Below are 24,905 nucleotides of genomic sequence, written 5' to 3' on the forward strand. Positions count from 1 at the left end.
CGGGGCCCCGCCCAGGAGCCGACGCAGGCGCGGGCGCAGGCGCAGGCGCAGGGCCTCAGCGCATGCTGCGTACGTCCAGATATCTGAGCACCCGGTCGACCACTTCCGGGTTCGCGTTGGGTTCGCTGCGCGCCGCCAGGACCTCGTGCCGGGCCGCGGACATCATCTCGCGCTGGATGCGCTGCATCGTCCTGGCCCGCTGGCTGCGCTTGGCGAACCAGTCGCGCCGCTCGTCGTCGACCACGTCCGGGCTGATCCGCGCCCCGATGTCGTACGCCCCGCGCGCCAGCCGCTCACTCAGCTCCTCGGGCAGGTCCTCGACCTCCTCGATCTCCTTGAGGCGGCGCTTCGCGGCCTTGGCGGCGCGGATGGCCAGCGTGTGCTCGAAGCCCCGTTCGGCCTCGGTGTCGGCCCGTACGCCGAGGACTTTCACCAGCCACGGCAGGGTCAGCCCCTGGAAGACCAGCGTCGTCATGATGACGGCGAAGGCGATGAAGATGATCGTGTCGCGGCCGGGGAAGGGTGACCCGTCGTCGGTTTCCAGCGGGATGGCCAGCGCCAGCGCGACCGAGGCCACCCCGCGCATCCCGGCCCACCACATGACGACGGTCTCCCGCCAGCTGACCGGGATCTCCTCGTTGTAGTCCCGGAGTTTGTGCAGCCGTTTGGTGACCCATACCGCGGGGAGCAGCCACGCCAGCCGTACGAGGACGACGACCCCGACGACGGCGGCCGACCAGCCGAGCACCTCGCCCGTGCGGCCGTCGGCCGTGCCGAAGGCGTTGTGCAGTTCGAGCCCCACGAGGCCGAAGGCGATGCCGGTGACGAGGATGTCGATGATCTCCCAGAAGGTGTTCCCGGCGATCCGTCCCATCACGTCGTCCGCGTCGGCGGAGTGCTCGGCGAGGAAGAGCGCGGTGGTCAGGACGGCGAGGACACCGGAGCCGTGCAGCTCTTCGGCGATCACATAGCTGACGAACGGCACCAGGAGCGTCAGACCGACCTGGAGCGGCGCGTCGCCGAGCAGCGACATGAGCTTGTTGGAGAGCCAGCCGAGCGCCAGCCCCACGACCACCGCCACCACCGCGGAGAGCACCAGCGTCCCGGCCGCCTCCGGCCACGAGAAGCTGCCGCCGACCACCGCGCCGACGGCCACGTGGTAGAGCACGATCGCGGTGACGTCGTTGAACAGCCCCTCGCCCTCCAGGATCGAGACGAGCCGCCGGGGCAGTCCGAGGGAGCCGGCGACGGCGGTAGCGGCGACCGGGTCGGGCGGTGCGACGAGCGCGCCGAGGACGAACGCGGCGGCGATCGGCAGCCCGGGGACGACGGAGCTGGCCACGCTCGCCACCGTCGCCATGGTGACGAGGACCAGCGCCACGGCGAGCAGCAGGATCGGCCGCACGTTGGCGGTGAACTGCCGCCAGGAGGTGCGCTGTACGGCCGCGTAGAGCAGGGGCGGAAGCAGCAGCGGGAGGATGAGGTCCGGCGGCACGTCGATGTTCGGTACGAAGGGGAGCAGCGCCAGGACGACCCCGAGGATGGTCATCAGCACGGGCGACGGCAGGTTGAGCCGTTCCCCGAGTGGCACCGTCACCACGGCGCCCAGCAACAGCACGAGCAGCAGCGCCAACTGGGCCACGGTGCGCCCTCCGGTGTCGTGAGCCCTGACGATCAAGGCCTCTCAACCCTGTCACGCGGGTGCACCGAACCCGGCGAGGCGCTGCTCCTCGCGGCCCGCTTCCGGACCGCGAGGAGACGTTTCGGCGGTGGGCGCCGTCACCGCCCGGGCGCCGTCATCGCCGTAACGGACGCGCCGTTACCGCTACTCGCGGATCCGGTCGCGGATCCAGACCCCGGCCTCCTTGAGCACGCCGGTGCCCGAGAAGTTGCCGGCGTTGCAGGAGCCTGTCTTGAAGACGGCTCCGGAGCGGTGGTCGTCGGAGTAGTTCCAGTTGGTCCAGGAGATGTTCTTCCGCTTCATCAGGTCGAGGAAGCGCTGCGACATACCGAAGTCGTTGGCGCCCTCGCCCGCGTAGTTCTGGGTGCCGAACTCGGTGACGAAGACGGGCAGTCGGTTCGAGGCCCGGTCGAGCGCCGCCAGGTACTCGTCGCGGTGCGACGCGGCGTAGAAGTGGAACGTGTACATGATGTTGGAGGCGTTGACGGGGTTGTTCACGACCTCCTGCTCATTGGCGCCGTCGGAGACCCCGAACGAGGACCAGGCACGCGTGCCGACGAGCACGACGGCGTCGGGGTCCTGTGCCCGGATGACCGGAATGATCTTCTCCGCGTACGACTTGACGGTCCCCCAGCTCACGTCGGACGGCTCGTTGGCGATCTCGTAGAGGACGCCGGGGCTGTCCTTGTACTTCTTCGCCATGGCCGTGAAGAAGGTCTTCGCCCGCTCCAGGTTGAAGTTGGGGTCACCGGGGCTGAGCATGTGCCAGTCGATGACCGCGTACATCCCGCGCTGGTTGGCGCCGTCCACGAACTTCTGGGCGAGGGAGGTGAAGCGCGCCGGGTCGGTCTCGTACCCGCCCTCCTGTACGTATGTGGAGACGCGCAGCACATCGCCCCGCCACTCGTTGGCGAGGACGTCGAGCGAGCCGTTGGTGACGCACTGGGAGTACCACTGGGTGCCGTGCGTGCTCATGCCGCGCAACTGGACAGCCTGGCCCTGGCTGTTGCAGAGGCGGGTGCCGCAGACCCTGAGCTGGCCGTTGTCGCTGATGGGTGAGGCGACGCCGGCGGCGGACGCCGGGGCGGTGCCGGTGGTCGGTGTGGCGGCGCCCGCCCTCATGGGCGACAGCATGGCGGTGACGATGCCGAGCGCGGAGACGGCGAGGAGTGCCTTTCGGCCGCGCCGTCCTCGGGTACGGGACGCGCGGTTCGCGCCGGGGGCGATCTGCTGGGGCATGGGGTGGTGCTCCCTTCGGGTGGGGTCCGTGACGGGAGATCAACTGTCAGAGGCATGACAGCAAGTGAGTGAAAGTTAAGGTTGTTTCCAATCACCGTCAAGAGTGTTGGGAAAGTTTCCTAACGATTGAACCCCGGAGATCACCCACGATCACCTCACCGCCCACGGACCCCGGCTACACCGCGCGCCGCATCCCCCGGTGCGGGATCCCCACGGACTCGTACTCCGGGCCGTACGCCTCGTAGCCCAGCCGCTCGTAGAACCCCAGCGCCCGCGTCTGCGCGTGCAGGTCCACCACGAGCAGCCCGCGCTCCCGCGCCATGTCCTCCACGGCCCTCACCAGTGCGGCACCGACCCTGAGGCCGCGCGCCTCCTTCACCACCGCGAGCCGGCCGAGCGAGCCGACCGCCGGATCACCGTCGGTCCGGTCCGCCGCCTCCGGCCCGTACAGCAGCCTCGCCGTACCGAGCGGCCGGCCGTCGTCCCGCACCGCGAGCACATGCTCGGCGGCGGCGTCCAGGGAGTCGTGGGAGTCGAACTCCAGTTCCTCGGGCACCTGTTGCTCCACGACGAACACCCGCCTGCGGACCACGAGACACGCCTCACGGTCGGCCGCGCCCGCCGCCGACCGGATCTCGTACGCCAGACCGTCGAGGCCAGCACCGGCTCCGGGCGCGGCCGCGGTCTCCCCCGGGGTCATACGTTGCTCTCGGCGCGGACCTTGTCCAGCGCGTTCTGCAGATCGTCCGGGTACGTGCTCTCGAACTCCACCCACCGGCCGTCCGACGGGTGCTCGAAGCCCAGCTTCATCGCGTGCAGCCACTGCCGGGTCAGTCCCAGCCGCTTGGCCAGCGTCGGATCGGCGCCGTACGTCAGGTCGCCCACGCACGGGTGGCGGTGGGCCGCCATGTGCACCCGGATCTGGTGGGTGCGGCCCGTCTCCAGCTTGATGTCCAGCAGCGACGCGGACCGGAATGCCTCGATCAGGTCGTAGTGCGTGACCGACAGTTTGCCCTCGGCGGTCACGGCGAACTTGTAGTCGTGGTTCGGGTGCCGCCCGATCGGGGCGTCGATGGTGCCGCTCATGGGGTCCGGATGTCCCTGCACCAGCGCGTGGTAGCGCTTGTCGACGATCCGCTCCTTGAACTGCGCCTTGAGCGAGGTGTAGGCGCGCTCCGACTTGGCCACGGCCATCAGCCCGGAGGTGCCGACGTCCAGCCGGTGCACGACGCCCTGCCGCTCGGCGGCGCCGGACGTCGAGACGCGGTAGCCGGCGGCGGCGAGCCCGCCAATGACGGTCGTACCCGTCCAGCCGGGGCTCGGGTGCGCGGCCACGCCGACCGGCTTGACGACCACGACGATGTCGTCGTCGTCGTACACGATCTCCATGCCCTCGACCGGCTCGGCCACCACCCGCACCGGGGCGGCGGGCGCGGGCATCTCCACCTCAAGCCAGGCGCCGCCACGGACCCGTTCGGACTTCGCGACCACAGCGCCGTCGACCTGCACCTTGCCGGCGGCGGCCAGCTCGGCCGCCTTCGTACGGGAAAAACCGAACATGCGGGCGATGGCGGCATCGACGCGCTCGCCCTCGAGGCCGTCGGGAACGGGCAGGGTGCGGATATCGGGAACGGTACTCACCCGTCGAGTATGCCTTGCCCGCACGGCCCGGCCGCCCACGGACGGCCTCCCCGGCCCCCGGACGCGGCGCCGGTCGCGGTGTCGGTCGCGGAGTCGGTCGCGGTGTCGCCGGCCCGGTCCCCGGTTCCTGTCCCGGGCTCAGTCGCGGTGGACGGTCCCGTCGGGGTCGAGCCCGCGGAAGGACAGGATCACGATCAGGAAGCCGCCGCAGACGATCGCGGAGTCGGCGAGATTGAACACGGCGAAGTTCGCCGGCGCGATGAAGTCCACGACGGCGCCCTTGAACACCCCGGGCTCACGGAAGATCCGGTCGGTGAGATTGCCGAGCGCCCCGCCGAGCAGCAGACCGAGCGCCACGGCCCACGGTCCGCTGTAGAGCTTGCGGGCCAGCCGCGCGATCACCACGATCACGGTCGCCGCGACGAAGGTGAAGAAGACGGTGTACGCCTCGCCGATACCGAAGGCGGCGCCCGCGTTGCGCACCGCCTCGAACTTCAGCAGATCACCGACGACATTGATCGGATCGTGATGCTCCAGCTTCGCCACCACGAGCATCTTGCTGCCGAGGTCGAGCAGATAGGCGACCAGTGCCACGGAGAACAGCGCGACGATCTTGCGCTGTCCCCTGACCGGCTCGGCGGGAGCCGCGCCCTCGTCGTCAACATCCGGCGTACCGATGACGCGCTCCGCCTCTGCCACGTGAGTCCCTCAAGTTAGATCCCGATTAGGGTCGAGGGTACGGCACCCACGTATGGTCTCAGCCGCGCCGTTCCTGCTTCTGCTTGTCCTCGACACACAGCGTGGCCCGCGGGAACGCCTGCATCCTGGCCTTGCCGATCGGCTTGCCGCAGACCTCGCAGAGGCCGTACGTACCGGCGTCGAGGCGCAGCAGCGCCCGCTCCGTCTGCTCCACCATCTCGCGCGCGTTCGCGGCGAGCGACATCTCGTGCTCGCGGGTGATGTTCTTGGTGCCGGTGTCGGCGTCGTCGTCCCCCGCGCCGTCTCCGGAGTCCCGCATCAGACCGGCGAGTGCCTGCTCGGAGGAGGAGATCTCGGCGTTCAGCCGGGCCGCCTCGCTCTCCAGACCCGCCCGCGCCTCGGCGACCTCCGCCTCGGTCCACGGATCCTCGCCCGGCCGTACGGGGAGCTCCCCGGCCGCTGTGGTGCCGCGCACCGGGGGCGCCGCGGTCGCCGTGCCGCCCGGGGCCGCCGTCGGTCCCTTGCCCGCTGTCTTCTTCGCTGCCACCGTCTTGGCTCCCGTCTGTTCCGCGGCCTCGGCCGCCCCCTCGGCCGCGGACGCGGCCTCTTTCGCGGCCTTCTTGGCGACAACCTTCTTGGGAGGCGTCGTCTTCCTGGCCACGGTCTTCTTCGCAGGTGCCTGGTGCTCCGGCTCGGACGCGGCGGTCTCCTCCGCGTCCGGTGCGTGCGTCGCCGGTGTCTCTCGCTCCGGTGCCTTCGTCGCCGACGTCTTCCTGGCGGCCGTCTTCTTGGCCGCCGACTTCTTCACAGCCGATTTCTTGGCCGCTTTTTTGGCCGCTTTCTTCTTCGCGGCGGTCTCTTTCGCCACCATGGCCGCGGCCCCTTCACATTTTGTGATCTTGCACGCGAGTCGTGCTGGGACGATAAATCGACACCAGCCACGCGGCAACGGGGCACGCCGCCGGTGAGACCCGCCTCCGCCGGTGACAAGGCGAGCCTCCATCCGTTGTGCCCAGCTCCCCGCCGGGTAATCCGCCGCACGGGCCGCTCGGAGAAGTCCACGGGCCCCGCCGGACCATTCGGGTCAGGCGCGGAGCCGTACGCCGCGCGGGCCGCGCTCCCGCCCGGGGGCCGCCGTCGGCAGCCCCGCGCGGCCCCCGGAAAAGGGTCTGCCACGCCTCGCGCCGCCCCGTACACTGGGCCGAGCGAGAGGCGTGGATGGGGACGAGTAGCTCCGAGAGCGGCCATGAGCGACCCGGGGACGGTGCGAGCCCGGGGGCAGAGCGCGGAGTGAAGCATCACCCCGGAGCCGCCGGAAGAAAGCCCTGGCCGTACGCGGGGCCGTAGACCCGGCAGCGCGACCCCAATGAGGGGGCCGAGGGCGGTTACGCCCGGGGCCAAGGAGGGTGGTACCGCGGGAGCCCCTGGCTCTCGTCCCTCCGACGGAGATGCCGCAGTTCCGTTGGAGGAGTTTCGTCCATGACGCCACCGCAGTACAGCCAGGTGCCCGCCCAGGTCGACCTGCCCGCGCTTGAGCACGCCGTGCTCGCCTTCTGGCGCGAGAACAAGGTCTTCGACAAGAGCCTGGCGCAGTCCGAGGGCCGCCCCGAGTGGGTGTTCTACGAGGGCCCGCCCACGGCGAACGGCATGCCCGGCGCGCACCACATCGAGGCCCGCGTCTTCAAGGACGTCTTCCCGCGCTTCCGTACGATGCGCGGCTACCACGTCGCGCGCAAGGCCGGCTGGGACTGTCACGGCCTGCCCGTGGAGATCGCCGTCGAGAAGGAGCTGGGCTTCACCGGCAAGCAGGACATCGAGAAGTACGGCATCGCCGCGTTCAACGACAAGTGCCGCGAGTCGGTGACCCGGCACACGGACGCCTTCGCCGAGCTGACGACCCGCATGGGTTACTGGGTCGACCTGGACGACGCGTACCAGACGATGAACCCGGAGTACATCGAGTCCGTCTGGTGGTCGCTGAAGGAGATCTTCGACAAGGGCCTGCTCGTCCAGGACCACCGCGTCGCCCCCTGGTGCCCGCGCGACCAGACGAGCCTGTCGGACCACGAGCTCGCCCAGGGCTACGAGACGATCGTCGACCCGTCCGTCTTCGTCCGCTTCCCGCTGACGTCGGGCCCGCTCGCGGGCGAGGCGGCGCTGCTCGTCTGGACGACCACGCCCTGGACGCTGGTGTCCAACACCGCGGTCGCCGCGCACCCCGATGTCACGTACGTCGTCGCGACGAACGGGACCGAGAAGCTCGTCGTCGCCGAGCCGCTGGTGGAGAAGGCGCTCGGCGAGGAGGGCTGGGAGCTGACCGGTGAGCGGTTCACCGGCCGTGAGATGGAGCGGTGGACGTACGAGCGTCCGTTCTCGCTCGTCGACTTCCCCGAGGGCACCGAGGCGCACTACGTCGTCAACGCGGAGTACGTGACGACGGAGGACGGTACGGGTCTGGTCCACCAGTCCCCCGCGTTCGGCGCGGACGACCTGGTGGTCTGCAAGGCGTACGGCCTGCCGGTGGTGAACCCGGTCCGTACCGACGGCACGTTCGAGCCGGACGTACCGCTGGTCGGCGGCGTCTTCTTCAAGAAGGCGGACGAAGCGCTCACCGCCGACCTGGACGCGCGCGGACTGCTGTTCCGGCATGTGCCGTACGAGCACAGCTACCCGCACTGCTGGCGCTGCCACACGGCGCTCCTCTACTACGCGCAGCCGTCCTGGTACATCCGTACAACCGCCGTCAAGGACCGCCTCCTTGAGGAGAACGAGAAGACCAACTGGTTCCCCGACTCGGTCAAGCACGGCCGCTACGGCGACTGGCTGAACAACAACGTCGACTGGTCCCTGTCCCGCAACCGGTACTGGGGCACACCGCTGCCCGTCTGGCACTGCGAGGAGGGGCACCTCACCTGCGTGGGCTCGCGGGCGGAGCTGACCGAACTGACCGGCGAGGACCAGTCGTCGCTCGACCCGCACCGCCCGTTCATCGACGCGGTGACCTTCCCCTGCCCGACCTGCGGCGAGACCGCGACGCGCGTTCCCGAGGTCATCGACGCCTGGTACGACTCCGGTTCGATGCCGTTCGCGCAGTGGGGGTATCCGCACCGGAACAAGGACCTCTTCGAGAAGCGCTACCCGGCGCAGTTCATCTCGGAGGCCATCGACCAGACGCGCGGCTGGTTCTACACGCTGATGGCCGTGGGCACGCTCGTCTTCGACAAGTCGAGTTACGAGAACGTGGTCTGCCTCGGGCACATCCTCGCCGAGGACGGCCGGAAGATGTCCAAGCACCTGGGCAACACCCTGGAGCCGATCCCGCTCATGGACAAGCACGGCGCGGACGCCGTGCGGTGGTTCATGGCGGCGGGCGGTTCGCCGTGGGCGGCGCGGCGGGTCGGTGACTCGACGATCCAGGAGGTCGTCCGCAAGACGCTGCTGACGTACTGGAACACGGTCGCCTTCCAGGCGCTGTACGCCCGCACGTCCGGCTGGGCGCCTTCCGCGGCCGACCCGGCGCCGGCCGAGCGGCCCGTGCTGGACCGCTGGCTGCTGAGCGAACTGCACGCGCTGGTGGACCAGAGCACCAAGGCGATGGACGCGTACGACACCCAGCGGGTCGGCAAGCTGCTGTCGGCGTTCGTGGACGACCTGTCCAACTGGTACGTACGCCGCTCACGCCGCCGCTTCTGGCAGGGCGACAAGTCGGCTCTGCGCACGCTGCACGAGGTCGTGGAGACGGTGACCCGGCTGATGGCGCCGCTCACCCCGTTCATCACCGAGCGGGTCTGGCAGGACCTGGTCGTCCCGGTCACACCCGAGGCACCGGAGTCGGTGCACCTGTCGTCCTGGCCGGAGGCGGACCTGTCGGCGGTCGACCCCGCGCTGTCCCGCCAGATGGCGCTGGTACGGCGGCTGGTGGAGCTGGGCCGGGCCACGCGGGCGGAGTCGGGCGTGAAGACGCGCCAGCCGCTGTCCCGCGCGCTGGTGGCGGCGGCGGGCTTCGAGACGCTGTCGCCCGAGCTGCGGGCGCAGATCACCGACGAGCTGAACGTCTCGTCGCTGGCGGCGCTTTCCGAGGTCGGCGGCTCGCTGGTCGACACGACGGCGAAGGCGAACTTCCGGGCGCTGGGCAAGCGGTTCGGCAAGGGCGTGCAGGCGGTGGCGAAGGCGGTGGCCGACGCGGACGCGGCGGCGCTGTCCGCGGCGCTGCGCGACGGGACGGCGTCGGTCACGGTCGACGGCGAACCGGTCTCGCTGGCACCGGACGAGGTGATCATCACGGAGACGCCCCGCGAGGGCTGGTCGGTGGCGTCCGACTCGGGCGCGACGGTGGCGCTGGACCTGGAGATCACTCCGGAACTCCGCCTGGCGGGGCTGGCCCGCGACGCGATCCGGCTGATCCAGGAGGCCCGTAAGAACAGCGGCCTGGACGTCGCGGACCGTATCGCCGTCCGCTGGTCCTCGACGACGGAGGAGACCCGTACGGCGCTGTCGACGCACGCGTCCCTGATCTCGGACGAGGTCCTGGCCCTGGACTTCACCCCGGCCCCCCCGGACAAGAGCTTCGGCCCGCCGTTCACGGACGAGGGCCTGTCCCTCACGTTCCACCTCCGCAAGGCCTGACCCCGGGGTCGTTTCCCCAACCCCGCCCCTTCCCGAACCCGGGGGCGGGGCCCCCGGCCCCCGCCCGGACGGCACAGCGTCAACCAAACAGGACCGGGCGTCCGGGGCCGCGGGACCCCGGGGCCACCAGGCCCAACACCCCACCGCACAGCGGCGAACAACCCCGCCCCGCCAGGGCCCAGGGGGCCCGGGGGCACCGTCCCCGGGTTCGGGAAGGGCGGGGTTGGGGGAAAGCCCGCGCAGCGGACTGGCTTTCGTGCAGGCGAAAAGGGCCGGGCCCGGGGTGTGATACCCCGGGCCCGGCCCTTCAGCCTGCCGACGGCTGTGCGCGACGACCGCGCGCAACGCCCGTCAGTTGTCGTCCTCGTCGATCAGGAACCCACGCATCGGCGACGGCGCCTGCTGCATCGGCTGCATGGGCTGCGGCGCCTGCGGCCGTACCGGTGCCATCGGCTGGGTCATCGCCGGGGACATCTGCTGCTGGTTCCCGTACGACGGACCCGAGGAGGGACCGTGCCCACCGCCCATGGACGGGTTGCCACCCATGGTGTGACCCATCGCGCCCGCGCCGGCCGGTGCCATGGACGGCGACGGCGGCAGCGAGGCCGCGGCCGGCGTACGCGGCGGGGCCAGCGAGTCGTCGGCCTGGGTCTCCAACTGACGCAGCTGGCTCTCCAGGTAGGACTTCAGCCGGGTCCGGTACTCGCGCTCGAAGCCACGCAGGTCCTCGACCTTGCGCTCCAGCGTCGCGCGCGCGGACTCCAGGGAGCCCATCGCCACGCGGTGCTTCTCCTGCGCGTCCCGCTCCAGGGCGTCCGCCTTCGCACGGGCGTCCCGCTCCAGACCCTCGGCGCGGCTGCGCGCCTCACCGACGATCTTGTTGGCCTCGGAACGGGCCTCCGCGATCGCCTGGTCGGCCGTCTGCTGCGCCAGCGAGAGCACACGCGCGGCGCTGTCGCCGCCAGGACCGCCCTGACCGGGCCCCGGGCCGTGACCCATGGGTCCGCCCATCGGTCCACCCATGGGACCGCCCTGCATCTGCCCTTGCATCTGGCCCTGCATCGGACCACCCTGCATCTGCCCCTGCATGGGGCCGCCCTGCATGGGACCGGGACCGTGCTGACCCTGCGGGCCGGGACCGTGACCGGGGTGTCCACCCGGGCCGGGGCCGTGTCCGCCGGGACCCGCGGGAAGCTGCGGGGGCCCACCGGGCAGTTGGGGCTGGCCCATCTGCGGGGGCTGCTGCTGCTGTACCGGCGGTCCAGATATGGCGGCGGGGACGGGCGCACCGGGCCGCTCCTGCTGCTCCGGCGGCTTGCGCATCCCCTGCTGCTGTTGCTGCTGCTGGTTCTGCGCGGCGGCACGCGTCGCGGCGGCAAGCTTGGCGCGCAGATCCTCGTTCTCACGAAGCAGGCGCGTCAGTTCGGCCTCGACCTCGTCTAGGAAGGCATCGACCTCGTCCTCGTCGTAGCCTTCTCGGAGGCGGACGGTCGTGAACTGCTTGTTCCGCACGTCCTCGGGGGTCAACGGCATCTCTTCTTCACCTCTACGTAGTCGTCGGCAGTCGGCAGGACCGTATCGTTCACATGCCCCTCGCAAGGCCACTGACGACCGAGATCAGGATGTACACGATGATCATCAGAACGAAGAAGGACAGGTCGAGTGCCACGCCCCCGAGACGCAACGGCGGGATGAACCGCCGCAGAAGCTTGAGCGGTGGATCGGTGACAGTGTAGGTGGCCTCCAGAACGACCACCATCGCCTTGCCGGGCTGCCATGAGCGGGCGAATTGGAAGACGTAATCCATGACCAGCCGGAAGATCAGCACGATGAGGAAGCACACCAGCGCGATGTAGACCACCTGTAGCGCAACGCTCATCCCGCGCTTCCCTCTCCCCTGGCTCTCTGGTCCGGCCTCTCGGCCGGGTCGTTCCCGGTGTCGAATCTCAGCTCTGGTTGAAGAACCCGCCCTCTGCGATACGGGCCTTGTCCTCCGCCGTGACATCGACGTTAGCAGGCGACAACAGGAACACCTTCTGCGTCACTCGCTCAATGCTGCCATGGAGACCGAAGACAAGTCCCGCGGCAAAGTCGACAAGTCTCTTCGCATCGGTGTCGTCCATCTCGGTCAGATTCATGATCACCGGGGTCCCCTCGCGGAAGTGTTCCCCGATGGTACGGGCCTCGTTGTAGGTCCGCGGGTGCAATGTGGTGATGCGGTAGGGCTCTCGTTCGGAGACGACCTTGGGCATGATCACTGGTGCGTTCTTCTCCAGGCTGGGGCGTTCAGGTGTGATGGATGCCACGGGGGCGATTCGGGCAGGACGTCCGCTTTCTGCCGCTACCGGCACTGGCTGACGCTCCCGTTCACGCTGCGGAGGCGGCTGCACCACTCGTACTGGTTCGTCCCGTTCGACCTGGTGCACCGGCTGGTGGCGCCGGTGTTCACGCTCGGGTTCGGGCTCGGGTTCGAAGTCGTCATCGGGGTCGAAACCCCGGCCGTCGTACCCATCGTCCTCCACGAGGCCGAGGTAGACCGCCATCTTGCGCATCGCGCCGGCCATGCTCTGAGTCCTCCGCTCTGTGGTGGATCGGCCTCGTCACCAAGTGCCCTCGATCCACGCGGTCTATCCACCTTTCGGCGGAAATGACCATATTTTCTGCTGTGGTCCGACTTGCTTCGCGACGTTACCCGAGCCGGGGGCGGACTCCGAGTACCGCCGTACCGACGCGCACATGTGTCGCTCCGGCCGAAACGGCTGCTTCGAGGTCCGCACTCATCCCTGCTGACACCATGTTCGCAGCAGGATGGTCCGCGCGCAGCAGGGATGACAATTCCAGCAGCCGCTCGAACGCCGCCCGTTGGCGACCGGCGTACGGCCCGGCGAGTGGTGCGACCGTCATGAGACCGTCCAGCCGCAGCCCGGGAGCCTCGGCGACGGCCGCCGCCAACTCCCCGATTCCGTCCGGCGCGACGCCTCCCCGCTCGCCTCGCGCGCCCGAGTCGGCGTCGAGCGCGACCTGGATCAGCGCGCCGGTCTCACGGTCCGCGCGCACCGCGGCCGCGGACAGCGCCGAGACGAGCTTGAGCCGGTCGACCGACTGCACGATGTCGGCGTAACCGACCACGGAACGGACTTTGTTGGTCTGCAACTGACCCACGAAGTGCCAAGTCAGTGACAGATCCGCGCACGCGGCGGCCTTGGGTGCCGCGTCCTGGTCCCGGTTCTCGGCGACATGCCGTACGCCCAGACCGTGCAGCAGCCGGACGTCGCTCGCGGGGTATGTCTTGGTCACGACGATCAGGGTCACTTCGTCCCTACTCCGCCCGGCCGCGGCGCACGCGGAGGAGATACGGTTCTCCACCGTGTGAAGATTCTCCGCGAGTTCGGTCGCGCGATCGGTCATGACGCCCCCAGCCAGACATATCCGGCGAGCCGTCCGGTGGTGCGGTCGCGGCGGTACGAGAAATGGTCGGCCGATTCGAGGGTGCAGGTCTCCGAGCGGTGCCGGTCCTCGACCCCGAGTTCGGCGAGTTGCGCGTGCACCCCGGCGATGACGTCGACCGCGGGGGTGCCCCAGCTGGTCTCGGCCCAGGACTCCGGTACGGCTTCGGCGACTTCGGCCCGCATGGCTTCGGGCACCTCGTAGCAGCGCCCGCAGACGGCGGGGCCGGTCCTAGCGGTGATACGGGAGGGGTCGGCGCCCCGCTCGACCATCGCCCCGACGGCTGCCGGGACGACGCCCGCGACCATTCCGGGGCGCCCGGCGTGCGCGGCGGCGGCGACTCCCGCCACCGGATCGGCCAGCAGGACCGGGACGCAGTCGGCGGTGAGCACGGCGAGTGCGAGACCCCGGCTCGTGGTGACCACGGCGTCGACCGCCGGGATTCCGCCCGACCCGTCCGGCTCCCAGGGTCCTTCGACGACGGCGACATCGCGGCCGTGCACCTGGTTCATCCACACGACCCGCGCCGCGTCGAGCCCGAGGGACTCGGCGGCGGCGGTGCGGTTGGCGCGGACGGCGGCGGGGTCGTCGCCGACCGCGCCGCCGAGGTTGAGCTGCTCGTACGGAGCGGCGCTCACCCCGCCCCACCTGTCGGTGAAAGCGAAATGGGCGCCGCCGGCCGAGCTCAACGCGTTGTGCTGGACTATCACTTCAAGAAGTCCGGAACATCCAGCTCTTCGGCCTGGGTGTCCTGGTACGGACGGGCCGGCGGAACGTGCGGCGGCGAGACCGGGGGCAGGGGCTTCTCGTTGGCCACCGGGGCCGGCTCGGGGGCGGGCGCCTCCTCGCGGGAGGGGACCGTGCCGAGCCCGCTGGAAGGACGGGCCGACTCGGGCTCCGGGGCGGAGGCACGGTAGGACGGCTGGTCGTCCCGCTTGGCCGAGGTGAGTCCGGTCTCGCGTCGGGTCGGCGGCTGGCCGCCGTCGAAGCCGGCCGCGATCACGGTGACCCGTACCTCGTCGCCGAGGGCGTCGTCGATGACGGCGCCGAAGATGATGTTGGCCTCGGGGTGCGCGGCCTCACTGACCAGTTGCGCCGCCTCGTTGATCTCGAAGAGACCGAGGTCGGAACCGCCGGAGATGGAGAGCAGCACACCGCGTGCGCCGTCGATGGAGGCTTCGAGGAGCGGCGAGGAGATCGCCATCTCCGCGGCGGCCACCGCGCGGTCGTCGCCGCGGGCGGAGCCGATGCCCATGAGGGCCGATCCGGCCTCGGACATCACGGACTTGACGTCGGCGAAGTCGAGGTTGATCAGACCCGGCGTGGTGATGAGGTCGGTGATGCCCTGGACACCCGAGAGCAGCACCTGGTCCGCGGACTTGAACGCGTCCAGGACGCTGACCTGACGGTCCGAGATGGACAGCAGGCGGTCGTTGGGGATGACGATGAGGGTGTCGACCTCTTCGCGGAGTTCGGCGATGCCGTCCTCCGCCTGGTTCGCGCGCCGACGGCCCTCGAAGGTGAAGGGCCGGGTGACGACGCCGATCGTGAGGGCGCCGAGCGAGCGGGCGATGTTGGCGACGACGGGAGCGCCTCCGGTACCGGTTCCACCGCCTTCGCCGGCGGTGACGAAGACCATGTCGGCCCCCTTGAGGACCTCCTCGATCTCCTCGCGGTGGTCCTCTGCCGCCTTGCGGCCGACTGCCGGGTTCGCCCCGGCACCGAGGCCGCGGGTGAGTTCACGGCCGACGTCGAGCTTGACGTCGGCGTCGCTCATCAACAGGGCTTGTGCGTCGGTGTTGATCGCGATGAACTCGACGCCCTTGAGGCCGACCTCGATCATTCGGTTGATGGCATTGACACCACCGCCGCCGACACCGATGACCTTGATGACTGCGAGGTAGTTCTGCGGTGCTGCCACGTCGAAGGCCTCTCGCCTCGAGTTACGTGTCGCCGCTTCGCTGATGTCGCGAGGCGGGGACTGATGCCGATGGGACGGTCCGGACGCCGACCCGAACCCTAACCTTGAAGTTTAGGGTTACCAGTGTGTCTGCTTCTTGGACTCTTCCGAACAGGACACTAAGTCGACACGTGGCGCACGTTCAACGAACACGCCGAACCTCCCGTTTTTCTTTTCACCCTATGTGATCACGCACAGGGCTGACCAACCAGGGTGCTGGTCAGCACATATACGCGTCAACTCCCTGATACGGAAGGGGCGGTGGGCGCACTCACATCGAAGTGCGCCGCGTCGGGAACTGCTTTCATGAGAGCGGTGAGAGCCCGCGCCTTCGCGCCGCCGTCCTCGCCGCTCCCCCACATCACGGTGCGCCCGCCGGTCAACTCCAGCGCGATCGAGTCGTACGAACGCACCTTCACCACGCTGGTGGCGTCGGCGACTTTGCCGGGGAGTTCGTCCCAGACACGTACCGCTTCGGACATCAGACGAGTGGCTGTGAAGCGTCGCACACTCGGGGACTGATCCACCGTCAATTCCAGCAGAGGTACGCCCTTCGGGGCCTTCTCGACGGTGGCGAAACGAACACCCTTCGCGTCCACTTCGATGAACTTTGCGCCCTTTTCGATAAGCAGCACGGGCTTTCGCTCCGTCACTTTCAGACCGATGCCGTTCGGCCATGACCGTTCGACATCCACCGAGTCGATACGCGGCAGCTTCTGCCGAAGTCGACGCTCAATCGCTTCGGTGTCGGCGGAAATCAGGGGGGTGCCGAACGGAACTGCCGCCACACCTTCCACCTCGGCGGGCTTCAGCACCTGGAGCCCCGAAGTCCTCACCTCCTCGACCCGCAACCAGGCGGAACCGTAAAGCAGCCAGATTCCGCCACCGGTGAGCACGATCAAGGAAGTAAGAAGAAGCAGAAAACGGCGGCCGGGAAGCCGGAATCGACGGCCCGGACGCCGCCCCGAACGGGGGCGGCCGGATTCCGACTCGGTGCGTTCCGCTTCACGCTCGGCGGTCGTCGGTCCGGCCACTGGCCCTGCCTTCCTATGCCTGGCGGCGCGCTGCGACCGCCTCGTACACCATGCCGACGAGCAGCTCGTCCGCGTCCCTGCGGCCGAACTCGGCGGCCGCGCGGGACATCTCGTACAGCCGGTGCGGATCGGAGAGCACCGGCAGCACATGCGCCTGGACCCATTCGGGCGTCAGTTCGGCGTCGTCGACCAGCAGTCCGCCGCCCGACTTCACCACCGGCTGGGCGTTGAGCCGCTGTTCACCGTTGCCGACCGGCAGCGGTACGTAGGCGGCCGGGAGCCCGACGGCGGAGAGTTCGGCGACGGTCATCGCGCCGGCGCGGCAGAGCATCATGTCCGCCGCAGCGTAAGCGAGATCCATCCGGTCCACATACGGTACCGGGACATAGGGCGGCATTCCCGGCATGTTGTCGACGCGCGGCATTTCGTTCTTGGGTCCGACAGCGTGCAGGATCTGGATCCCGGAGCGCTGGAGGAACGGCGCCGCCTGCTGGACCACCTCGTTGAGCCTGCGGGCGCCCTGCGAGCCTCCGGAGACCAGCAGCGTGGGCAGGTTGGGGTCGAGCCCGAAGGCGGCGCGCGCCTCGGGACGCACCCGCGCCCGGTCGAGGGTGGCGATCGTACGGCGCAGCGGGATGCCGATGTAGCGGGCGCCGCGCAGCTTGCTGTCCGGGGTGGAGACGGCGACGGCCGCCGCGTACCGCGAACCGATCTTGTTGGCGAGGCCGGGGCGGGCGTTGGCCTCGTGCACGACGATCGGCACCCCGAGGCGCTTGGCGGCGAGATAGCCGGGCAGCGCGACGTAGCCGCCGAAGCCGACGACGCAGTCCGCCTTCGTACGCTCCAGGATCTGCTCCGCGGCCTTGATGGTGCCGCGGAGCCGGCCGGGGACGGTGATCAGTTCAGGGGTGGGTTTGCGCGGCAGCGGGACGGCGGGGATGAGGGCCAGTTCGTACCCCCGCTCGGGTACCAGCCTGGTTTCGAGTCCGCGCTCCGTACCGAGGGCCGTGATCCCCACGGTGGGGTCCTGCCTCCGCAGGGCGTCCGCGAGGGCGAGCGCGGGCTCGATGTGGCCGGCGGTCCCCCCACCGGCGAGTACGACATGCACCGAAATTCACCGCTCTCCGGACGGACGCTTCTTGACGCGCCGTCTCATCGTCTTCCATCTCACGCCGGGCCTTCGCATGGCCAGGGCCGCTTTCGCGGCGGGATCCTCTCGCGCGAACGCGATCAGCAGCCCGACAGCGAACATGGTCGGCAGCAGGGCTGAGCCTCCGTAGGAGAACAGCGGGAGCGGGACTCCGGCGATCGGCAGCAGACCGAGCACCGCGCCGACGTTGACCACGGCCTGCGCCGTGATCCACGTGGTCACACCTCCCGCCGCGTACCTCACGAAGGGGTCCTCCGTGCGTCCGGCCACGCGGATACCCGCATAGCCTAGAGCCGCGAAGAGGGCGAGTACCGACAGCGTCCCCGCCAGGCCCAGTTCCTCCCCGGTGATGGCGAAGATGAAGTCGGTGTGAGGTTCCGGGAGTTGACCCCATTTTTCCACACTCGCGCCGAGGCCGGAACCGAACCATCCACCGGAGGCCAGCGCGTAGATGCCGTGCACGGCCTGCCAGCACTGGTCGCCCGGACCGGGGTCCGTGGCACCGATGCAGGCGAGCCGGGACATCCGGTTGGGGCTGGTCTTGATGAGGATGAGACCGAGGGTGCAGGCGACGGCGAGGACGCCGCCGAAGAGCCGGGTGGGCGCCCCCGCCAGCCACAGCAGTCCGAAGAGGATCGCGGTGAGGATGATCGCGGTGCCCATGTCGCCGCCGAGCATGATCAGACCGAGCAGCATGAAGGCGACCGGGACGAGCGGCACCAGCAGATGCTTCCACTGGGTCAGCAGCCGCTTGTCCTGTTTGCGGGCGAGCAGATCGGCGCCCCACAGGATCAGCGCCAGCTTGCCGAACTCACTGGGCTGGAGCTGGAACGGGCCGCCGAGATAGATCCAGTTCTGGTTGCCGTTGACCGAGTGCCCTATCCCCGGGACCTGCACGAGGACCATCAGGAAGACGGCGCCCACGAGCAGCGGGTAGGAGAGGGCGCGGTGCAGTTTGCCGGGCATCCGGGAGGCGAGCATCATCAGCCCCGCGCCGATGACGGCCGCCAGGAACTGTTTGCGGAAGAAATACGAGCCGGGCAGCGAGAGCTCCAGCGCCTTGATCATCGAGGCGCTGTAGACCATCACCAGACCGAGCACGGTGAGCAGCATGCTGGCGCCGAAGATCAGGTAGTACGCGGTGAGCGGCCGGTCCCAGGTGCGGCGGGCCTGCTCGTACATCCGCCGCACCCTGTTGCCGCTCGGCGGGCGGGGCCCCCGGCTGCCGGGGCCGGCGGACCCGCCACGGACGGCCGGGGCGCGCCGTACGGCCGCTCCGGGGGCCCGGCCGCGCAGGGCGAGGCCGGGCGGTGCCGGCGGGCCCACGGGCCCCGTGACGGCGCCGCCGGTCGCTCCCGGCAGGGCGAGGGGCGGCGAGCCGAGGGAGGGCAGGGCGAAGGGTGGTACGGCGGCGGGGAACCGTCCGCCTACCGAAGGACGCGCGGAACGCGGGTGTCGCCCCGCGGTGTCGTCGGCCGGCATCTTCGCTGTCCCCTCCAGTCGTGCGCGGCACGACCGGACCGGCCGGTGGGGCCCTCGCGGCTCGCGCTCGCCGGGCTGTCGGCCGGTCGGTCAGGCGTGCTCGGCGGCGAGTGCGCGGACCGCGTCCGCGAACGCCTCGCCCCGCTTGTTGTAGTTGACGAACATGTCCATCGAGGCACAGGCCGGGGCCATCAGGACGGTGTCCCCGGTCTTCGCGAGGCGCGCCGCCGCACGGACCGCGGCCGACATCGCCCCAGTGTCCGTCTGTTCGAGGTCCACGACCGGGACTTCGGGGGCGTGTCGCGCGAGGGCTTCGCCGATCAGCGCACGGTCGCGGCCGATGAGCACCACGCCGCGCAGCCGCTTCGCCGACTTCCCGACCAGCTCGTCGAAGGACGCGCCCTTGGCGAGTCCGCCGGCGATCCAGACGATCGGGTCGTAGGCCGCCAGCGAGGCCTCCGCGGCATGGGTGTTGGTGGCCTTGGAGTCGTCGACGTAGCTCACGCCCGCGACGTCCGCGACATGCTCGATACGGTGCGGGTCAGGGCGGAAGGCGCGCAGTCCGTCGCGTACGGCGGCGGGCGCGACGCCGTACGCGCGGGCGAGGGCCGCCGCCGCGAGGGCGTTGGCGATGTTGTGCGGGGCGGGCGGGTCGATGTCCCCGATCTCGGCGAGCTCCTGGGCCTGTGCGCTCCGGTTCTCCACGAAGGCGCGGTCGACCAGGATGCCTTCCACGACGCCGAGTTGGGAGGGACCGGGGGTGCCGAGGGTGAAGCCGATCGCGCGGCAGCCCTCCTCGACGTCGGCCTCGCGGACCAGGTCCTCGGTCACCTTGTCGGCGGCGTTGTAGACGCAGGCGACGGTGTTGCCCTCGTAGACACGGCCCTTGTCGGCGGTGTACGCCTCCATGGAGCCGTGCCAGTCGAGGTGGTCGGGCGCGATGTTGAGGACGGCGGCGGAGTGGGCGCGCAGGCTCGGCGCCCAGTGCAGCTGGTAGCTGGAGAGTTCGACGGCGAGGACGTCGTACTTCTCCCGGCCGTTCTCGTCGGGCAGGACCGCGTCGAGCAGCGAGACGCCGATGTTGCCGACGGCCTCGGTGCGCAGGCCCGCCGCCCGGAGGATCGCGGCGAGCATCCGGACGGTGGTGGTCTTGCCGTTGGTGCCGGTGACGGCCAGCCAGGGGGCGGCGTCGGGGCCCCTGAGCTGCCAGGCCAGCTCGACGTCTCCCCAGACGGGTACGCCGGCCTCGGCGGCGGCCAGGAAGAGGGGCTTGTCGGGCTTCCAGCCGGGCGCGGTGACGACGAGTTCGGTTCCCTCGGGGAGGGTGGCGCCGTCGCCGAGCCGTACGGTGATGCCGGCCTCGGCCAGTTCGGCGGCCTGGCTACGGGCGCGCTCGTCGTCGCCGTCGTTGACGACCGTGACGACCGCGCCCAGGTCCTTCAGCGTGCGGGCCGCGGGAACCCCGGAGACTCCGAGGCCGGCGACGGTGACCCGCTTGCCGTGCCAACGGGCCCGGAGGCCGGCCGCGTCTCGGGCCGGGTCTCCGGGCGACGTTCCGACCGAGTCTCCGGCCGGCTGACGGTCGCTCACTTGTCGGCCGCCCAGCCCGCGTAGAAGAGTCCGAGTCCGACGATCACGCACATGCCCTGGATGATCCAGAAGCGGACCACGACAAGGACTTCGGACCACCCCTTGAGTTCGAAGTGGTGCTGGAGGGGGGCCATCCTGAAGACGCGCTTGCCGGTCAGCCGGAACGAACCGACCTGGATCACGACGGACATGGTGATGAGGGCGAAGAGGCCGCCGAGCAGGGCGATCAGGAGTTCGGTACGGGAGCAGATGGCGAGGCCCGCGAGGGCGCCGCCCAGGGCGAGCGAGCCGGTGTCGCCCATGAAGATCTTGGCGGGTGAGGTGTTCCACCACAGGAAGCCGAAGCAGGAGCCCATGAGGGCCGAGGCGACGACGGCGAGGTCGAGCGGATCGCGTACCTCGAAACAGGCGTCGGGATTGGTCAGGGTCAGCGCGTTGGCGCAGGACTCCTGGAACTGCCAGAGGCCGATGAAGGTGTAGGCACCGAAGACCATCACCGACGCGCCGGTGGCCAGACCGTCCAGACCGTCCGTCAGGTTCACGCCGTTGGACATCGCGAGAATCATGAAGAGCGCCCAGACCACGAACAGCACGGGTCCGATGGACCAGCCGAAGTCCGTCACGAACGACAGCTTCGTGGAGGCCGGGGTGTTGCCGCGGATGTCGGCGAACTGGAGCGAGAGCACCGCGAAGGCGATGCCCACGGTCAGCTGTCCGGCCATCTTCGCCTTGGCCCGCAGACCCAGCGAACGCTGCTTGACGATCTTGATGTAGTCGTCGAGGAAGCCGACCAGGCCCATTCCCGCCATCAGGAACAGGACGAGCACACCGGAGAACGTCGGGTCCTCACCGGTGATCACCTTCGCCAGGGCGTAGGCGATCAGGGTCGCGAGGATGAAGGCGATGCCGCCCATGGTGGGCGTGCCCTTCTTGCTGCCGTGGCTGCGAGGGCCGTCGTCCCGGATGAACTGGCCGTAGCCCTTGCGGGCCAGCAGCTTGATCAGCAGCGGCGTGCCGATCAGGGTCAGGAAGAGCCCGATGGCTCCCGCGAAGAGGATCTGCCTCATCGGCCGGAGACCTCACCCTCGACTGCGTTCTCGAGCAGTGCCTGGGCGACCCGCTCCAGTCCGGCCGACCTGGAAGCCTTCACCAGCACGACGTCTCCCGAACGCAGTTCACTGCGCAACAGATCGACCGCCGCCTGCGCGTCGGACACGTGCACCGACTCCTCACCCCACGAACCCTCGTTGTAGGCGCCCAGTTGCAGCCAGGACGCTTCCCTGCCCCCGACTGCGACGAGCTTGCTGACGTTGAGCCGGACGGCGAGCCGTCCGACCGCGTCGTGCTCGGCGAGCGCCTCGTCACCGAGTTCGGCCATCGGGCCGAGCACCGCCCACGTGCGTCCGCCGGTTTCCCTGGCGGCACCGCCCATGGCGACCAGCGCGCGGAGCGCTGCTCTCATGGAGTCGGGGTTCGCGTTGTAGGCGTCGTTGACGATCGTCACGCCGTCCGCGCGCTCGGTGACCTCCATACGCCAACGGGAGAGGGTTTCCGCCTCGGAGAGCGCCAGGGCGATCTCGTCGACGGACATGCCCAACTCATGGGCGACGGCGGTCGCGGCGAGCGCGTTCGACACGTGATGCTCACCGTACAGCCGTAGCGTCAGCTCGCTGCACCCGGTGGGTGTTCGAAGGAGGAAGGAGGGCCTGCCAAGGGGGTCGACGTGCACGTTCTCTGCCCGTACGTCTGCTTCGTCGGACTCTCCGAACAGCAGCACGCGCGCCTTGGTGCGGGTGGCCATGGCGCGTACGAGGGGGTCGTCGGCGTTCAGGACGGCCACGCCGCCCTCGTCGGCGGACGGCAGGGACTCGACCATCTCGCCCTTGGCCTCGGCGATCTGCTCGCGGCCGCCGAACTCGCCGATGTGGGCGGTGCCGACGTTCAGCACGAGGCCGATCCTCGGTGGGACGAGGCCGGTGAGGTAGCGGATGTCACCGATGTAGCGCGCGCCCATCTCCAGGACGAGGAACCGGGTGTCCTCGGCGACGCGCAGGGCGGTGAGCGGGAGTCCGATCTCGTTGTTGAGATTGCCGTCGGGCCAGACGGTGGGGGCGGCCCGCCGCAGGAGCTGGGCGATGAGGTCCTTGGTGCTGGTCTTGCCCGACGATCCGGTGAGGGCGACGGTCGTGGCGCCGGTGCGCTTCACGACGGCGCGGGAGAGGGCGCCGAGGGCCTGGACGACGTCCTCGACGACGATGGCGGGGACACCGACGGGGCGGAGGGCCAGGACGGCGGCGGCGCCCGCGTCGACGGCCTTGCGGGCGTAGTCGTGGCCGTCGACGTTCTCACCGGCGAAGGCGGCGAAGAGACTGCCGTCCGCCACCTGGCGGGAGTCGATGACGACGGGCCCGGTGACGCGGACGTCCGGATCCGGTATGTCGTGCGGCTGCCCGCCGACGATGGTGGCGATCTCGGCGAGGGAGAGGGTGATCACGGGGACCGTCCGGCAATTGGAGGGCGGGTGATGGATGGGGACGAGGGCCTGTCCGGCGGATCATCGTGGATCAGCCCGGGCCCGCCGCGAAGCGGCTGATGTCACATGGTGCGGTGCGTCGCGAGGCGGAGGATCGTGCTCGAACTGGACGTACGTGGACGAGTCCGGCGACGAAGCGAGGTGCCGTGCCGGGCGTTCCGGGCCCACGAGGATCCGCCGGACACGCCCCGGGGCGGGGCGCGCGGCCCGGTGGGGGTCTCCGGGTGACCGGCGGGGAACTCATCCCTGGTGGCCGCTCTCGCTCCTGCCGCGGCAGGAGCGCTCGATGGCCTCGCGCAGCACCTCGCGGTCGTCGAAGGCGCGGACGACCCCGGCGATGTCCTGGCCCTGTTCGTGGCCCTTGCCGGCGATCAGGACGGTGTCGCCCTCGCCCGCGCGTGACACCACGGACGCGATGGCCGCCGCGCGGTCGGCGTCGACCAGGACGTCGCCGCGCTCGTGGATGGGCACCTCGGCGGCGCCCGCGAGCATCGCGGCGAGGATCGCGAGCGGGTCCTCGGAGCGGGGGTTGTCCGAGGTCAGTACGGCGGTGTCGGCGAGCCTGGCGGCCGCCGCGCCCATCGAGGGTCGCTTGGACCGGTCGCGGTCGCCGCCGCAGCCGAGAACGACGTGCACCTTGCCCCGGGTGACCTTGCGCAGCGAGCGCAGGACCGATTCGACCGCGTCCGTCTTGTGCGCGTAGTCGACGACGGCGAGATACGGCTGGCCCGCGTCGACCCGCTCCAGCCGGCCGGGAACGCCGGGCACGTTCGCGATGCCGTCCGCGGCGACCTGGGGGTCGATTCCGGCCACGGCGAGGGTGACGACGGCGGCCAGTGTGTTGGCCACGTTGAAGGGGCCGGGCAGCGGCGCCTCGGCGCGGATCCGCTCGCCCTTGGGGCTGACGACGGTGAACGTGCTGCCGCGCGAGCCGACCTCGACCTCCTCGGCACGCCAGTCGGCGTCGGGGTGGCCCTCGGCGGAGAAGGTCGTGATGGGCACGCCCGCCTCGTCGACCAGGCGGCGCCCGTACTCGTCGTCGTAGTTGACGACACCGACCCGGCTGCGCTCGGGCGTGAACAGCCGCGCCTTCGCCTGGAAGTAGTCCTCCATGCCGGAGTGGAACTCCATGTGCTCCGGGCTGAGGTTGTTGAAGACGGCGATGTCGAAGACGCAGCCGTCGACCCGGCCGAGCACCAGCGCGTGGCTGGAAACCTCCATGGCAACGGAGTCGACACCGCGCTCGCGCATGACGGCGAGGAGCGCCTGGAGATCGGTGGCCTCGGGGGTGGTGCGCTCGGACTTGATGCGCTCGTCACCGATCCGCATCTCGACGGTGCCGATCAGCCCGGTGTGGTGTCCGGCGCCGCGCAGCCCGCCCTCGACCAGGTAGGCCGTGGTGGTCTTGCCGGACGTGCCGGTGATGCCGATCTGGAGGAGGCCGGCGCCCGGGTGGCCGTAGATCTCGGCGGCGAGTTCGCCCATGCTGCCCCGGGGGTCGGGGGTCACCAGCACCGGCAGCCCGGTCGCGGCGGCGCGTTCGGCGCCCGCCGGGTCGGTCAGGATCGCCGCCGCGCCGAGGTCCGCCGCCTGGGCCGAGAAGTCGGCGCCGTGGAAGCGGGCGCCGGGCAGGGCGGCGTACACGTCCCCGTCGCGTACCGCTCGTGAGTCGTGGGTGATGCCTGTCGCCGCCCCGTCCGCCGGGGGCTCGGCACCCAGCCGGGCGGCCAGGTCCACGAGTGACGTCGGCCGGACATGGTCCGGGCGGGGCGCTCCGGGGTGATTCACGGGCGCGTCCTTTGTGGCGGTTCGGTGGTTATCTG

The 24,905-nt window shown here is 70.2% G+C and carries 20 protein-coding genes; 1 reads left to right on the forward strand and 19 read right to left on the reverse strand.

The genetic code is table 11. The features are described 5' to 3' along the window. Positions 1-55: 55 nt before the first annotated feature. The 6 genes from IEY79_RS14600 to IEY79_RS14625 form a co-directional block, all read right to left on the reverse strand. The gene (locus IEY79_RS14600; RefSeq protein ID WP_189108106.1) at positions 56-1,642 is read right to left on the reverse strand and encodes a Na+/H+ antiporter; all 1,587 of its coding nucleotides are present in this window, start codon (positions 1,640-1,642) and stop codon (positions 56-58) included. Positions 1,643-1,825: 183 nt separating this feature from the next. Further along, positions 1,826-2,920: a glycoside hydrolase family 5 protein gene (locus IEY79_RS14605; protein ID WP_189107877.1), complete on the reverse strand. Its 1,095-nt coding sequence runs from the start codon at positions 2,918-2,920 to the stop codon at positions 1,826-1,828. A gap of 175 nt (positions 2,921-3,095) precedes the next feature. Then, complete coding sequence (locus IEY79_RS14610) at positions 3,096-3,620, reverse strand: GNAT family N-acetyltransferase (RefSeq protein WP_189107878.1); 525 nt, start codon at positions 3,618-3,620, stop codon at positions 3,096-3,098. After that, complete coding sequence (locus IEY79_RS14615; protein ID WP_189107879.1) at positions 3,617-4,561, reverse strand: RluA family pseudouridine synthase; 945 nt, start codon at positions 4,559-4,561, stop codon at positions 3,617-3,619. The genes IEY79_RS14610 and IEY79_RS14615 overlap by 4 nt, the downstream gene beginning before the upstream one ends. A gap of 138 nt (positions 4,562-4,699) precedes the next feature. Continuing rightward, complete coding sequence (lspA, locus tag IEY79_RS14620; RefSeq protein ID WP_189107880.1) at positions 4,700-5,260, reverse strand: signal peptidase II; 561 nt, start codon at positions 5,258-5,260, stop codon at positions 4,700-4,702. 58 nt (positions 5,261-5,318) lie between these two features. Then, positions 5,319-6,131 (reverse strand): TraR/DksA family transcriptional regulator, encoded by an 813-nt coding sequence (locus IEY79_RS14625; protein WP_189107881.1) that lies wholly within the window; start codon positions 6,129-6,131, stop codon positions 5,319-5,321. A 608-nt stretch (positions 6,132-6,739) separates the two neighbouring features. On the opposite strand from IEY79_RS14625, the gene ileS reads away from it, so the two are divergent. Beyond that, complete coding sequence (gene ileS, locus IEY79_RS14630; RefSeq protein ID WP_189107882.1) at positions 6,740-9,886, forward strand: isoleucine--tRNA ligase; 3,147 nt, start codon at positions 6,740-6,742, stop codon at positions 9,884-9,886. A 351-nt stretch (positions 9,887-10,237) separates the two neighbouring features. On the opposite strand, the gene IEY79_RS14635 is transcribed toward ileS, so the two are convergent. The 13 genes from IEY79_RS14635 to IEY79_RS14695 form a co-directional block, all read right to left on the reverse strand. Then, complete coding sequence (locus IEY79_RS14635) at positions 10,238-11,419, reverse strand: DivIVA domain-containing protein (protein ID WP_189107883.1); 1,182 nt, start codon at positions 11,417-11,419, stop codon at positions 10,238-10,240. A gap of 49 nt (positions 11,420-11,468) precedes the next feature. Further along, entirely contained in the window at positions 11,469-11,765 is a 297-nt protein-coding gene (locus IEY79_RS14640) for a YggT family protein (protein WP_189107884.1), read from the reverse strand. A 67-nt stretch (positions 11,766-11,832) separates the two neighbouring features. Then, a complete protein-coding gene (locus IEY79_RS14645; protein ID WP_031231917.1) occupies positions 11,833-12,450 on the reverse strand; it encodes a cell division protein SepF in 618 nt (205 codons plus the stop codon). A 124-nt stretch (positions 12,451-12,574) separates the two neighbouring features. After that, a complete protein-coding gene (locus IEY79_RS14650) occupies positions 12,575-13,294 on the reverse strand; it encodes a YggS family pyridoxal phosphate-dependent enzyme (RefSeq protein ID WP_189107885.1) in 720 nt (239 codons plus the stop codon). After that, entirely contained in the window at positions 13,291-14,043 is a 753-nt protein-coding gene (pgeF, locus tag IEY79_RS14655; protein WP_189107886.1) for a peptidoglycan editing factor PgeF, read from the reverse strand. The genes IEY79_RS14650 and pgeF overlap by 4 nt, the downstream gene beginning before the upstream one ends. After that, positions 14,040-15,254: a cell division protein FtsZ gene (gene ftsZ, locus IEY79_RS14660; protein WP_189107887.1), complete on the reverse strand. Its 1,215-nt coding sequence runs from the start codon at positions 15,252-15,254 to the stop codon at positions 14,040-14,042. The genes pgeF and ftsZ overlap by 4 nt, the downstream gene beginning before the upstream one ends. Before the next feature lie 275 nt (positions 15,255-15,529). After that, positions 15,530-16,327 carry a cell division protein FtsQ/DivIB gene (locus tag IEY79_RS14665; protein ID WP_189107888.1) on the reverse strand — a complete coding sequence of 266 codons (798 nt, stop codon included), beginning with the start codon at positions 16,325-16,327 and terminating at the stop codon, positions 15,530-15,532. Between the two features lie 13 nt (positions 16,328-16,340). Continuing rightward, the gene (gene murG, locus IEY79_RS14670) at positions 16,341-17,435 is read right to left on the reverse strand and encodes an undecaprenyldiphospho-muramoylpentapeptide beta-N-acetylglucosaminyltransferase (protein WP_189107889.1); all 1,095 of its coding nucleotides are present in this window, start codon (positions 17,433-17,435) and stop codon (positions 16,341-16,343) included. Between the two features lie 6 nt (positions 17,436-17,441). Next, positions 17,442-18,959 carry a putative lipid II flippase FtsW gene (ftsW, locus tag IEY79_RS14675; protein WP_189107890.1) on the reverse strand — a complete coding sequence of 506 codons (1,518 nt, stop codon included), beginning with the start codon at positions 18,957-18,959 and terminating at the stop codon, positions 17,442-17,444. A 90-nt stretch (positions 18,960-19,049) separates the two neighbouring features. After that, on the reverse strand, positions 19,050-20,549 hold the full coding sequence (gene murD / locus IEY79_RS14680; RefSeq protein ID WP_189107891.1) for a UDP-N-acetylmuramoyl-L-alanine--D-glutamate ligase: 1,500 nt from the start codon (positions 20,547-20,549) through the stop codon (positions 19,050-19,052). Further along, positions 20,546-21,616 (reverse strand): phospho-N-acetylmuramoyl-pentapeptide-transferase, encoded by a 1,071-nt coding sequence (gene mraY, locus IEY79_RS14685; protein ID WP_189107892.1) that lies wholly within the window; start codon positions 21,614-21,616, stop codon positions 20,546-20,548. Before mraY ends, murD begins: the two co-directional genes overlap by 4 nt. Then, the gene (locus tag IEY79_RS14690; RefSeq protein WP_189107893.1) at positions 21,613-23,043 is read right to left on the reverse strand and encodes a UDP-N-acetylmuramoyl-tripeptide--D-alanyl-D-alanine ligase; all 1,431 of its coding nucleotides are present in this window, start codon (positions 23,041-23,043) and stop codon (positions 21,613-21,615) included. Before IEY79_RS14690 ends, mraY begins: the two co-directional genes overlap by 4 nt. 279 nt (positions 23,044-23,322) lie before the next feature. Next, positions 23,323-24,870 carry a UDP-N-acetylmuramoyl-L-alanyl-D-glutamate--2,6-diaminopimelate ligase gene (locus IEY79_RS14695; RefSeq protein ID WP_189107894.1) on the reverse strand — a complete coding sequence of 516 codons (1,548 nt, stop codon included), beginning with the start codon at positions 24,868-24,870 and terminating at the stop codon, positions 23,323-23,325. Between the last annotated feature and the right edge of the window lie 35 nt (positions 24,871-24,905).

Origin of the sequence: Streptomyces camponoticapitis (assembly GCF_014646115.1) — a bacterium.
GTDB classification, from domain to species: Bacteria; Actinomycetota; Actinomycetes; order Streptomycetales; family Streptomycetaceae; genus Streptomyces; species Streptomyces camponoticapitis.

Bases quoted from the DNA above. Each gene is read 5' to 3' on its own strand.
- IEY79_RS14605 (WP_189107877.1), bottom strand. From the start codon at position 2,920: ATGCCCCAGCAGATCGCCCCCGGCGCGAACCGCGCGTCCCGTACCCGA.
- IEY79_RS14610 (WP_189107878.1), bottom strand. From the start codon at position 3,620: ATGACCCCGGGGGAGACCGCGGCCGCGCCCGGAGCCGGTGCTGGCCTC.
- IEY79_RS14625 (WP_189107881.1), bottom strand. From the start codon at position 6,131: ATGGTGGCGAAAGAGACCGCCGCGAAGAAGAAAGCGGCCAAAAAAGCG.
- ileS (WP_189107882.1), top strand. From the start codon at position 6,740: ATGACGCCACCGCAGTACAGCCAGGTGCCCGCCCAGGTCGACCTGCCC.
- IEY79_RS14635 (WP_189107883.1), bottom strand. From the start codon at position 11,419: ATGCCGTTGACCCCCGAGGACGTGCGGAACAAGCAGTTCACGACCGTC.
- IEY79_RS14640 (WP_189107884.1), bottom strand. From the start codon at position 11,765: ATGAGCGTTGCGCTACAGGTGGTCTACATCGCGCTGGTGTGCTTCCTC.
- IEY79_RS14645 (WP_031231917.1), bottom strand. From the start codon at position 12,450: ATGGCCGGCGCGATGCGCAAGATGGCGGTCTACCTCGGCCTCGTGGAG.
- IEY79_RS14650 (WP_189107885.1), bottom strand. From the start codon at position 13,294: ATGACCGATCGCGCGACCGAACTCGCGGAGAATCTTCACACGGTGGAG.
- ftsW (WP_189107890.1), bottom strand. From the start codon at position 18,959: ATGCCGGCCGACGACACCGCGGGGCGACACCCGCGTTCCGCGCGTCCT.
- mraY (WP_189107892.1), bottom strand. From the start codon at position 21,616: ATGAGGCAGATCCTCTTCGCGGGAGCCATCGGGCTCTTCCTGACCCTG.